The organism is Bordetella tumbae (assembly GCF_965139195.1).
In the GTDB taxonomy this organism is placed as follows: Bacteria; Pseudomonadota; Gammaproteobacteria; order Burkholderiales; family Burkholderiaceae_B; genus Bordetella_A; species Bordetella_A tumbae.
On record NZ_CBCSJH010000027.1, the window covers coordinates 68,932 to 80,212 of the forward strand.

Annotated in this window: 10 protein-coding genes; 8 read left to right on the top strand and 2 right to left on the bottom strand. The window is 61.1% G+C overall.

Features of this window, described 5'->3' with window-relative positions:
- The first annotated feature begins 40 nt into the window (after window positions 1-40).
- Entirely contained in the window at window positions 41-1,030 is a 990-nt protein-coding gene (locus ACNA0J_RS21955; RefSeq protein ID WP_415821018.1) for a quinone oxidoreductase family protein, read from the top strand.
- Window positions 1,031-1,196: 166 nt separating this feature from the next.
- Here the strand turns inward: ACNA0J_RS21955 and htpX are convergent, their stop codons facing one another.
- Window positions 1,197-2,078, bottom strand: a complete 882-nt coding sequence (gene htpX / locus ACNA0J_RS21960) for a protease HtpX (RefSeq protein ID WP_415821019.1) — start codon at window positions 2,076-2,078, stop codon at window positions 1,197-1,199.
- A 146-nt stretch (window positions 2,079-2,224) separates the two neighbouring features.
- On the opposite strand from htpX, the gene ACNA0J_RS21965 reads away from it, so the two are divergent.
- Both ACNA0J_RS21965 and ACNA0J_RS21970 read left to right on the top strand, forming a co-directional pair.
- Window positions 2,225-3,079: a DMT family transporter gene (locus tag ACNA0J_RS21965; RefSeq protein ID WP_415821020.1), complete on the top strand. Its 855-nt coding sequence runs from the start codon at window positions 2,225-2,227 to the stop codon at window positions 3,077-3,079.
- 118 nt (window positions 3,080-3,197) lie between these two features.
- Window positions 3,198-4,073, top strand: a complete 876-nt coding sequence (locus ACNA0J_RS21970; protein ID WP_415821027.1) for a sulfurtransferase — start codon at window positions 3,198-3,200, stop codon at window positions 4,071-4,073.
- Between the two features lie 25 nt (window positions 4,074-4,098).
- Here ACNA0J_RS21970 and ACNA0J_RS21975 read toward each other — a convergent pair whose 3' ends face one another.
- Complete coding sequence (locus ACNA0J_RS21975; protein WP_415821021.1) at window positions 4,099-4,962, bottom strand: LysR family transcriptional regulator; 864 nt, start codon at window positions 4,960-4,962, stop codon at window positions 4,099-4,101.
- A gap of 214 nt (window positions 4,963-5,176) precedes the next feature.
- On the opposite strand from ACNA0J_RS21975, the gene ACNA0J_RS21980 reads away from it, so the two are divergent.
- The 5 genes from ACNA0J_RS21980 (at window position 5,177) to ACNA0J_RS22000 (ending at window position 11,154) form a co-directional block, all read left to right on the top strand.
- Window positions 5,177-6,250, top strand: a complete 1,074-nt coding sequence (locus ACNA0J_RS21980) for a putative 2-aminoethylphosphonate ABC transporter ATP-binding protein (RefSeq protein WP_415821022.1) — start codon at window positions 5,177-5,179, stop codon at window positions 6,248-6,250.
- Window positions 6,251-6,287: 37 nt separating this feature from the next.
- The gene (locus ACNA0J_RS21985; protein WP_415821028.1) at window positions 6,288-8,024 is read left to right on the top strand and encodes a putative 2-aminoethylphosphonate ABC transporter permease subunit; all 1,737 of its coding nucleotides are present in this window, start codon (window positions 6,288-6,290) and stop codon (window positions 8,022-8,024) included.
- A gap of 19 nt (window positions 8,025-8,043) precedes the next feature.
- Entirely contained in the window at window positions 8,044-8,865 is an 822-nt protein-coding gene (gene phnX, locus ACNA0J_RS21990; RefSeq protein WP_415821023.1) for a phosphonoacetaldehyde hydrolase, read from the top strand.
- Window positions 8,866-8,983: 118 nt separating this feature from the next.
- A complete protein-coding gene (locus ACNA0J_RS21995; protein ID WP_415821024.1) occupies window positions 8,984-10,006 on the top strand; it encodes a putative 2-aminoethylphosphonate ABC transporter substrate-binding protein in 1,023 nt (340 codons plus the stop codon).
- 17 nt (window positions 10,007-10,023) lie between these two features.
- Window positions 10,024-11,154 carry a TIGR03364 family FAD-dependent oxidoreductase gene (locus tag ACNA0J_RS22000; RefSeq protein WP_415821025.1) on the top strand — a complete coding sequence of 377 codons (1,131 nt, stop codon included), beginning with the start codon at window positions 10,024-10,026 and terminating at the stop codon, window positions 11,152-11,154.
- Window positions 11,155-11,281 lie beyond the last annotated feature (127 nt).

The window sequence follows — 11,281 nt, forward strand, 5'->3', positions numbered from 1 at the left end:
CAGGGCAGTTTGGATATTCATCACAACATAGGAGGCTGGTATGACCAGCAATGTCGTCAAGGCAATCCGTATTGAGCAACACGGTGGACCCGAAGTCCTGAAACTCGTGGATGTCGAGGTCCCGCCGCCTGCGGCCAACGAGATCACGATCCGCCAGCATGCGGTTGGATTGAATTTCATCGATATCTATTACCGCACGGGGTTGTATCCGCATCCCTTGCCGCATGGCCTGGGTTTTGAGGCCGCGGGCGTGGTCGAGGCGGTAGGCGCAGAGGTCAAGCACCTGAAAGTCGGCGACCGCGTGGCCTATGGCCAGAGCCCGATCGGCGCCTATGCGCAGGCGCGCAATGTGCCGGCGGCGCAGGTCGTCAAGCTGCCTAAGGGCGTTGAGTTCGACGATGCGGCTGCGCTGATGCTCAAGGGCCTGACCGTGCAGTACCTGTTTCGCCAGACCTACCGCCTGCAGGGTAATGAAACCATTTTGTTCCACGCGGCAGCGGGCGGCGTGGGTTTGATCGCTTGCCAATGGGCCAAGGCGCTGGGCGTCAAGCTGATCGGCACCGTGTCCAGCCCGGAGAAAGCCGAATTGGCTCGCGCCAATGGCGCATGGGAAACCATTGATTATTCGCGTGAAAACGTGGCCGAGCGCGTGCTGGAACTGACCAATGGCAAGAAAGTCCCCGTGGTGTATGACGGCGTGGGCAAGGATACCTGGGAAACGTCGCTGGACTGCATCGAGCCGCGCGGGCTGATGGTCAGCTTTGGCAATGCGTCGGGCCCCGTGTCGGGCGTGAATCTGGCGACGCTGAATCAAAAAGGCTGCCTGTATGTGACGCGTCCGTCGCTGGGGTTGCACGTCAATACGCACGAGAAACTGAATGCCGCGGCCAAGGAAATGTTCGACCTGGTCCTGAAGAAAAAAATCAAGGTGCGCATCGACCAGCGCTATCGCCTGGAAGACGCGGGCGAGGCGCAGACGGCGTTGGCCTCGCGCAAGACGACTGGTGCGACTGTCCTGACCTTGGATTAAGGGCAGGGCAGTAACAGGCCCTCGCGGCAGCGCCTGCGGTGCGTCGCAGGCGCGCTTGGGCCTTGGAGTGCCCTATAGACAAAAAACCCGGCTTGACGATTCATACGTCAAGCCGGGTTTTTTACGGGTAATCAGCGGGCGTTGCTGATCACCTTGGTGAGTCGTTTCAGGCGACGCGCATTTGCTGCAAGGCAGCGATACGGGACTGAATGGGCGGGTGCGAGGCAAAAATCGCGGCCAGGCCGCCTTTGCCGGCGATACCCGAGGCCTCGAAGCTCTTGGGCAACTCGCCCGCCTCCAGGCCGCCCAAACGGGCCAGGGCGCGCATCATGGGTTCACGCGAGCCCATCAGTTGAGCGGAACCGGCATCGGCACGGTATTCGCGTTGGCGCGAGAACCAGGCCACGATGATCGAGGCCAGAATGCCGAAGACGATTTCACAGACGATGACGGTGACGTAATAGCCGATGCCAATGCCGCGTTCGTTCTTGAACACCACGCGGTCGATGAAATAGCCGACCAGACGCGCCAGGAATACGACGAAGGTGTTGACCACGCCTTGGATCAGGGTCAGCGTGATCATGTCGCCGTTGGCTACGTGCGCCACTTCGTGGCCGAGGACGGCGGCGATTTCTTCTTCGGTCATGCTGTCGAGCAGGCCGGTGGACACGGCCACGAGCGAGTCGTTTTTAAAGGCGCCCGTCGCAAAAGCGTTGGGCGCGCCCTCGTAGATGGCGACCTCGGGGCGGCCGATGCCGGCGCGGTCGGCGAGTTGGTGCACCGTGTCGAGCAGCCAGGCCTCGCGGGCGCCTCGGGGCGCATTCGGGTCGATCACCTGAGCGCCCGTGCTCCATTTGGCCATGGGCTTGCTCATCAGCAGCGAGATGATGGCGCCCGTAAAGCCTACCACCACCGAAAAGATCAGCAGCGCCTGGATGTTGATGCCTTGGGCCGTGATCATGCGGTCTACGCCCAGAATGCGGAGCGTAGCCGATAGCACCACCATGACGGCCAAGTTGGTGATGATAAACAGAAAAATGCGTTTCATGCTTTGGGTATTCCTCTGCGAGCGATGAGGGCCTTTTTGGACTGGGAAAAAGCAGGGCAGTTCCCGTCTGGCCAACGTTGATTTTCCGGACCCGGAGTATAGTAGCGCTTTCCCCCGTTTTTCTTCATTTTCATCGCGTAGCCCCCATGCAGGCTCTTTGGATGTTGGTGGCGTCGGCCATGTTTGCCCTCATGGGGTCGTTTGTGAAAATGGCCACGGAGTATGGTGCGTCGTTGCCCCAGATCGTCCTTTTCCGTGGATTCCCGTCGGTTGTGTTGCTCTTGATCTGGGCTCGTGCCGGGCGTCAGTCTATTGTGCCGACCAGTTGGCGCCTGCACGTGTGGCGCAACGTGGCCGGGGTGTCGTCCATGTGGCTGGGTTTTTTTGCGATTTCGCATTTGCCGCTGGCGACTGCGACCAGTCTGAATTACACCGCGCCGCTATTTATTGCCTGCTGGATGCTGGGATGGGGCGGAGCGCAGCGCGACCCCGTGCGGATACTGGCCGTGGTGTTGGGGTTTGCCGGGGTCATTTCCATATTGCGCCCCAGCATCAATCCCGACCAATGGATGGCGGCGTTGTTTGGCTTGTGCGCTGGGGCGACGTCCGCCGTGGCAATGATGCAGATCCGCCAGCTCGGCCGTGTCGGCGAACCAGAATGGCGGACGGTCCTGTTTTTCTCGCTGGCCGTGTGCCTGAGCAGCGCGCTGGGCCTGACTATCGAGGGCTGGGGACAGGTCGGCTGGCAGGGATACGCATCGCTGATCGGCATCGGGGTGGCGGGCCTGTTCGGGCAGTTGACCATGACGCGGGCCTTTGGTGTCGGCTCGGCGTTGTTGACGGCCGCCTTGCAATACACCACGATCATTTTTGCCGCCTTGCTGGGCATGGGGTTCTGGGGCGATCAGCCCGACGGCCTGGCCTGGGCGGGGATGGGCCTCATCATCGCCGCGGGGCTGTTGTCAGTGTGGCGGACGATGCGCATGCCCGCCGGTTCGTGAGGCGGCGTGGGGGCTTTTTTTGGCGCAGGGCCGCCCCAAGGCAAAAACGCCCCCTTGGGGGGCAGCAAGCCGAAGGCGCGGCGTGGGGGCNTTTTTTGATTTGCTGGAGGGACAACGGATGACTACGACCTTGATTTCCGCGACCGAACTTGCTGCTCGTCTGGGTTCTTCCGATCTGCGGGTGTTCGATGTGCGGCATGACCTGATGGACCATGCCGCGGGGCGGCGTGCGTATGAGCAGGGGCATATCCCTGGGGCGCGCTATCTGGATCATGAAGCCGAGCTCGCCGCACCGCGCACGGGAAAAAACGGCCGCCATCCTCTGCCTACGCGCGAGGCACTGGCCGCATTGCTGACCGCACATGGCGTGGGGCCGGATACCCTTGTCGTGGCCTATGACGCCAGCGGCGGTATGTTTGCTGCTCATCTGTGGTGGATGCTGCGCTGGCTGGGGCACGAACGTGTGGCCGTACTGGATGGCGGCTGGCAGGGATGGACGGCGGCGGGCTTGCCCACGAGCACGGAGAGCCCCACCAACGCTAGCACGGCAGTGTCCCATGCCGAGCAGACCGAAAATGCCTCACTGTTGGGCCAGCCATTGGCCGATACCGTCGATGCTGACGCAGTACTGGCAAATCTGGCCGCGCCGGCTTTTACTGTGCTGGATGCCCGCGCAGCGAATCGCTATCGTGGCGAGGTTGAACCGATGGATCCCGTGGCGGGCCATATTCCGGGCGCATTGAATCGCCCCAATGGCGAAAACCTGCAGGCAGATGGGCGATTCAAGGATGCGGCGCAGTTGCGCGCCGAATTCTCGGCACTTTTAGGCGAGCGCGATCCCGCCACGATCGTGCATCAGTGCGGCTCGGGGATCACGGCCTGCCACAATCTGCTGGCCATGGAGGTCGCGGGATTGGCTGGCTCACGCCTGTACCCCGGCTCATGGAGCGAGTGGTGCAGTGATTCGGCCCGTCCCGTCGCGCGCGACGTGTGACGATTGAGACGTCGGTGCGGTCTTCTTAGCCCGCCGTGGGTGCCATTTCCAGGAACCGTGCAATCAATTGCACGGGTTGGCGTTCGCGCAGGCAATAGAGGTATTCATTCATCACGATGGTCGCGTCGGTAATTGCCAGCGTGACCAGGTCGGGATGCGTCGGGGCCTCGCGTGAGGGAATCAGGCTGACACCCAGGTCGCACAGAATGGCCTGGCGTATCGATTCGCGGCTGCCGATCTCCAGGATGCGGGCGACGGTGACTCCCGCGGCCTCGAGCGCGGTTTCGGTCAATTTCCGGGTCATCGAGCCCGGTTCGCGCAGCAGCAGGGCGTAACGTGACAGATCGGATAACTGGACCTGGCTGCGGCGGGCTAGGGGATGCTCGCGGTGCGTCACGATGCGCAGCGGGTCGGCGGCAATCATCCGGCGATAAAAATGTTTTTCGTCGCTCAGATACGATGAGGTCGCAACCTCGATACGGTAATCCTGCAGGGCCTGCAACATGGCCTGCGAGTTGCCGATGGTGAGCGTCAGGTCAATTCCCGGATACCGCTGGCTGTACCGCTGCACCGTATCCATGATGTAAAACGGCCCGGTGGCGCCGACACGCAGGTGGCCCTCACGCAGGTCGCTGGCATCGCGCAGCCAAAAATCGATCTCGGTTTCCTGCTGGACCAGTTTTTCTGCCAGCGGCATCAGGCGCTGGCCGGCATCGGACAGGTGCATGCTGCGCCCATGGCGATAAAACAGCTCGATGCCGTAGCGGGACTCCAGTTGGCGCAGCTGGCCGGTGACAGTAGGCTGGCTGATCCCCAACTGCGCGGCGGCCTTGGTGACAGTGCCCCAGCGGGCGACGGCGTAAAAAGATTTGAGTTCGGCAACGAGCACAGTGTTCTGAATTTCAATGAGGCAAAAGCCCGCACGTTGGGCCAGGAGCGCTGTCCCGCACAGGGGCAGATCCCGTGGCCCTAAATAGGGACGTGAGGCCAACCCCTAAGTAAACCAAAATTATTTGATATTTCTATTACGACATTTTTGCGTAGTGTCATAAACACACAATACGCGGTTCTCATACTGCCTCCATCTTTTACGTGGAGGCACTATGCCCCAACCCGGCCAAGCATTTCTTTCTGTCAGGCATGTCGTCAAGCGATTCGGCGTGCATACGGCGTTGGCCGATGTGTCGCTCGATATCCGTGCGGGCGAGCTGGTCTGCCTGCTGGGGCCGTCGGGCTGCGGCAAAACTACCTTGCTGCGCGCCATCGCAGGCCTGGAGCGGCAGGACAGTGGCACGATCGTGTTGTCGGGGCGTGATATTTCCCAGGCTCCGCCCCAGGAGCGCGATTACGGCATCCTGTTTCAGTCGTATGCCCTGTTTCCCAATCTGACCGTCGCCCAGAACGTGGCCTATGGCCTCAGTGGCAAGCGCGCGCATCGCAAGCACGTAGAGCATCGTGTCGAGGAGATGCTGGCGCTGGTCGGACTGGAGGGAGCGGCAAAGAAATATCCGGGGCAGATTTCCGGCGGACAACAGCAGCGGGTCGCGATGGCCCGTGCCTTGGCGCCGTCGCCGTCGTTATTGCTGCTGGATGAGCCCATGTCCGCGCTGGATGCTCGGGTGCGCGAGCATTTGCGCGTTGAACTGCGCGCGTTGCAAAAACGTTTGTCGATTACCACGCTGATGGTGACCCATGACCAGGAGGAAGCCATGGTCATGGCGGATCGTATTGCGGTCATGAATGGCGGTGTGATCGAGCAGTATGGAACGCCCCGCGAACTGTATCGCCAGCCCGGTTCGGCATTTATCGCCGATTTCGTGGGCGAGGCCAACTGGCTGCCGTTCCAGCGTGTGGATGCGCATCGTGCGCGGGTAGGGCGTCAGGAGCTGGCCGTGGAGTCGGCGCTGGACCTCGATGCCGGCAAACTCTTTGTGCGCCCGGAGGCAGTGCGTGTCAGTACGGTTCGTCCCGACGAGCCCAACGCCGTGTTGGCCGAGGTGCTGGACGGTGTGTTCCTGGGCCGCAGCTATCGTCTGGCGCTGCGTCTGGACGGTGTGCCCGGTACGACGTTGCATTCCATCGTTTCCCCTGAAATCGGAGATGCCCTGCTGGGTCCTCACGCTGCCAGCCGTTGCTGGGTGGAGCTGCCTCGCTATGCGATACGCGCCTACGCTTGAGTCTGCGATGATGGAGCCGTCTGGAAATACGTTGTCAATGGGAACACGGGGCGCTGCGGCGGGTGCCGTGCCATCGTTGGGCAGACGTCCCATGCCCGCCTGGATTGGTACGTGGGGCCTGAACGCGGGGCAGGGTGCGTTGGTGCTCGGCCTGCTGATTTTCCTGGCGCTGCCGCTGCTGGGAATTCTGGCCAAGTCTGTCATGGACAGTGACGGCAATTGGGCGGGATTGTCGGTATTGGCGGGCATCATCGGGGCCGACGGTTTCCTTGCGATGGTGGCGCGCAGTTTGACCGTTGGCGTGGTGACGATGGCAGTGGTCGTGCCCTGCGCGTACGCGTTTGCCTATGCGCTGACTCGCACGCGTATCGTGGGCAAAAGCCTGCTGCGTACGATCGCGCTGTTGCCGTTGTTGGCGCCTTCGCTGTTGCCGGGGATCGCGCTGGTGTACCTCCTGGGCAACCAGGGTTTGCTGAAAGAGTTGCTGGGCGGCGTCACGATTTACGGGTTCTGGGGCATTGTCCTCGGCGAGGCGTTCTATACGTTCCCTCATGCGCTCATGATTCTGCTGACCGGCCTGGCTCTGGCCGACGGCCGGCTCTATGACGCGACTCGTGCGATGGGCGCTGGCGCATTGCGTACATTCTGGACGGTCACGTTGCCCGGGACGCGTTATGCGGTGTTTTCCGCCTGCTGCGTGGTTTTTACCTTGACGGTGACGGACTTTGGCGTGCCCAAGGTCGTCGGCGGCGACTACAACGTCCTGGCCATGGAGGCCTATAAGGCGGTCGTCGGTCAGCAGAATTTTCCCAAGGGCGCGGCCATCGGCATCATGCTGTTGGTGCCTGCGATCCTGACCTTTGTGCTGGATCGCCGTCTGCGTGCTCGTCAAGGCGCGCAGGTGAGTGGCCGGGCACAGCCGTACGTGGCAGAAATCAATCGCAAGCGTGACGCGGTATTCCTGACATTGGCCAGCATCGTGGCGGCGTTCCTGCTGTTGATGATCGGTGTGGCGGTCTGGGCGTCGTTCGTCAAGATGTGGCCATATAACTTGTCCATGTCACTGCGTTCGTATGATTTCGACAATATGGACGGGGGCGGTTGGCTGGCATGGCGCAATAGTCTGCAGCTGGCGTTCTGCACTGCAGTGGTCGGCACCATGGTGGTTTTCGTCGGCGCGTGGATGATGGAAAAAGTCCCCGTCCGTGGTGTGGCGGCGCGCGGTTTGCGTGGCTTGGTCGGCATGCTGGCGCTGATGCCGATGGCGGTACCGGGATTGGTGTTGGGGCTGGGTTATATCTTCTTTTTCAATAGCCCATCGAATCCGTTGAATGTGTTGTACGGGACGATGCCGTTATTGGTGCTGTGCACAGTGGTGCATTTTTATACCAGCGCTCACCTGACTGCGGCTACGGCGCTGAACGCATTGGATCCCGAATTTGAAGCGGCCTCTGCCTCGCTGAAAGTGCCGCGCGTCACCACCTTTTTGCGGGTGACCTTGCCGATGTGTTTGCCCGCGGCGCTGGATATCGCTCGCTATCTGTTCGTGTCGTCGATGACGACCGTCTCTGCGGTGGTGTTTTTGTATAGCCCGTCTACGGTGCTGGCAGCCGTGGCGGTGTTGAACATGGACGATGCCGGATTCATTGGGCCCGCTGCGGCGATGTGCACGGTGATCATGGCCAGTTCCGCTGTTGCGGCTCTGCTGATGCATGTGGCCAGCCGCGCGCTGGTGGCACGTACGCAAGCGTGGCGCCGCCCTGTCTCCGTCTAATTTTTCTGGAATACCTATCATGACAGTACCGTCATTGCCCGTCCGCCTGGAGGCGGTGATTTTTGACTGGGCCGGCACCCTGGTCGATTTCGGCTCCTTTGCGCCGACCAAAGTCTTTGTCGAGGCGTTCGCGCAGTTCGGCGTGGAGGTTTCGCTAGAGCAGGCCCGTGGCCCGATGGGGATGGGCAAATGGGATCACATTCGCACGCTGTGCGACGAGCCGGCGATTGCGAGTCAATACGAGGCAAAGTTCGGCCATCTGCCCACCGACGATGACGTGACGGCGATCTACGAACGTTTCTTGCCGATGCAGTTGGAAAAAGTGGCACAGTATTCCGCCGCCATTCCCGGAGCCGTCGAGGTGTTGAACACTTTGCGTGACCGAGGTTTGAAAATCGGCTCGTGCTCGGGTTATCCCCGCAGTGTGATGGATCGCGTCATCGAGCGTGCCGCCACCGAAGGCATCGGACCGGAATATGTTGTTGCCAGCGACGAAGTGCCGCGTGCCCGTCCGGCGCCCGCGATGGCCTTGAAAAATGTCGTGGAATTAGGCCTCGCGGACGTGGCCGGTTGCGTCAAGGTCGACGATACCGCGCCGGGTATCGAAGAAGGGCGTCGCGCAGGAATGTGGACGGTTGGCCTGTTGCTGTCGGGTAACGCCGCCGGTTTGACGTTAGACGAATATCAGCAGTTGGATGCAGCGGGCCGTGATACCGCGCGCACGCGCGCCAACCAAGAGCTGTCTGGCGCTGCCCCGCATTTTCTGATCGATACCGTGGCCGATTTGCCGGCCGTCATTATCGACATCGAGTCACGCCTGGCTGCTGGCCAGCGTCCCTGAGCCTCTGAGCGACGTCTGTACTGACTCGATAAAGCATTCCCCGAATCTGATCAATCCAGCAGCCATTCGGCTGCCCCCTTTTCCTGCCCGGCGATGCCGGAATCTATCGGAGTAAAAGATGAAACACTACACGCTACTCGCCCTGGCCGCCGCACTGACCGGCGTCATGGGTGCCGCCTCGGCTGCTACTACGCTGACCGTTTATACCGCGCTGGAAGCCGATCAGATCAAGGCCTACCAAGCCGCGTTCGAAAAGGCCAATCCCGACATCAAGATTCAATGGGTGCGGGACTCCACCGGCATCATCACCGCCAAATTGTTGGCGGAGAAAGCCAATCCGAAAGCAGATGTAGTCTGGGGCTTGGCAGGCACGTCGCTGGGTTTGATGGACAGCGAAGGCATGTTGCAGCCTTACGCGCCCAAGGGGTTGGATCAGATCGCCGCCAACATGCGCGATGCCAAGGCCGAGCCGAGCTGGGTCGGCATGGATGGTTTCGCTGCCGCGATCTGCTTTAACACCATCGAAGCCGAAAAGCAGAAACTGCCCAAGCCCGCGTCATGGCAAGACCTGACCAAGCCCGAATACGCCGGCAAGATCGTGATGCCGAATCCGGCCTCGTCGGGTACGGGCTTCTTGGATGTGAGTGCGTGGCTGCAGATGTTTGGCGAAGAAAAAGGCTGGGCGTTCATGGATGCCTTGCACAAAAACATCGGCTCGTACACGCACTCGGGCTCCAAGCCTTGCAACATGGCGGCTGCCGGCGAGTTTCCGATCGGCATCTCGTTTGACTATCGCGCGGCCAAGTTGAAAGCCGATGGCGCGCCCGTCGAGGCCGTATTTCCCTCGGAAGGCCTGGGCTGGGAAGTCGAGGCGACCGCGATCGTCAAGGGAACCAAGAATCTGGACGCTGCGAAAAAACTGGCGGATTTCTCGGCCAGCCGCGAAGCCAACGAGTTGTACAAAGCGAACTTTGCCGTGCTGGCGATTCCGTCCATTGCAACGGCGAATCCCAATCTGCCGGCAGACTTGAGCTCGCGCATGATCAAGAACGATTTCACGTGGGCCGCCACCAATCGTGACCGCATCATCGCGGAGTGGACCAAGCGCTACGACGGCAAGTCCGAAGCCAAGAAGAAATAAATCAGGTTTATTTGGAAATGAAAAACTTCGACGTCATCGTGGTCGGCGCCGGCATGCTCGGTGTCGCTCACGCCTGGGCCGCGGCCAAGCGCGGCCTGTCTGTGGCCGTCATCGAGCGCAGCCGTCAGGCGCACGGGGCCACCGTCCGCAATTTTGGCCAGGTCATCGTCACGGGGCAGTCGCCCGGCATGATGTTGTCGCATGCGCAGCAGGCGCGCGAACTCTGGCTGGAACTCGCTGCAAAGGCCGGATTTCATGTGCGTGCCAACGGCGCGCTCGTGCTGGCGCGTAACGCCGATGAGGCGGACGTACTGCAGGAATTTGCGGATACGCGATTGCACCAGGAAGGCTATCGTGCACAGCTATTGTCCAGCCGCGAGGTCGCCCGTCTATATGGCGGCAGGCTCGCACATCATTGCGCCGCGATACAAGGGCACGACGATCTGCAGATCTATTCGCGCGAAGCATTGCCAGCCATCACACGCTATCTGGCGGAGTCGTTGGGGGTGACGTTCATCACCGGCACATTGGCGCGTGCAGTGGAGGGCGGTCTTGTCAGTACTACGGTGGGGGATTTTCAGGGCGGACACGTGTTTGTGTGCCCGGGGCATGATTATCTGACGTTGATGCCAGAGTTGTTCGCGCCGATGGATCTGGAGGTGACGCGGCTGCAAATGTTGCGTGCCGTATTCGAGTCCAATCCTATCGAGCAGTTGGATCGTCCGGTGTTGACGGGGCTGTCATGTGTGCACTATGGGGCGTTTTCTGATTTGCCCTCGGCGCAGGTGTTGCGCGACATCATTCAGGAGCGTTCGCCATATTTGCTCGAGAATGGGATTCACCTTTTGATCAGTCCTACGCCTTATGGCGAATTGATCATCGGTGACTCGCATCGCTATGGGCAGGATGCGCCGCCGTTCAATGACGAGGCGGTGGATAACGCAATGCTCGAGCTGGCCTCGCAGGCGTTGGGGGCGCGGCTACGGGTGGTGGAGCGTTGGCAAGGGGTGTATGGGGCGCATGGGCCAGCGCCGTTTTCCGTGATGCCGGTTGATGAGGCTACCACCGTTGCGGTGATGCATTCGGGGGTGGGGATGACGGTGGGGTTGGCGATTGGGGAACGGACTGTTGGAGGGCGTTTGGGATAGGGTGTTGTTTGCTGGTGAGGATAAGGGTTCTTTTGGCGCCAGGCCTCGCCGTGTAAAAGCGGCGCCGGGCCTATCGCACGGACTCGGCCCATGACCAGGGGCCTCGGTCCGCTTCGCGGACTAAATC

Bases quoted from the DNA above. Each gene is read 5' to 3' on its own strand.
- ACNA0J_RS21980 (WP_415821022.1), top strand. From the start codon at position 5,177: ATGCCCCAACCCGGCCAAGCATTTCTTTCTGTCAGGCATGTCGTCAAG.
- ACNA0J_RS21955 (WP_415821018.1), top strand. From the start codon at position 41: ATGACCAGCAATGTCGTCAAGGCAATCCGTATTGAGCAACACGGTGGA.
- ACNA0J_RS21965 (WP_415821020.1), top strand. From the start codon at position 2,225: ATGCAGGCTCTTTGGATGTTGGTGGCGTCGGCCATGTTTGCCCTCATG.
- ACNA0J_RS21995 (WP_415821024.1), top strand. From the start codon at position 8,984: ATGAAACACTACACGCTACTCGCCCTGGCCGCCGCACTGACCGGCGTC.
- htpX (WP_415821019.1), bottom strand. From the start codon at position 2,078: ATGAAACGCATTTTTCTGTTTATCATCACCAACTTGGCCGTCATGGTG.
- ACNA0J_RS21985 (WP_415821028.1), top strand. From the start codon at position 6,288: ATGGGAACACGGGGCGCTGCGGCGGGTGCCGTGCCATCGTTGGGCAGA.
- ACNA0J_RS22000 (WP_415821025.1), top strand. From the start codon at position 10,024: ATGAAAAACTTCGACGTCATCGTGGTCGGCGCCGGCATGCTCGGTGTC.
- ACNA0J_RS21970 (WP_415821027.1), top strand. From the start codon at position 3,198: ATGACTACGACCTTGATTTCCGCGACCGAACTTGCTGCTCGTCTGGGT.
- phnX (WP_415821023.1), top strand. From the start codon at position 8,044: ATGACAGTACCGTCATTGCCCGTCCGCCTGGAGGCGGTGATTTTTGAC.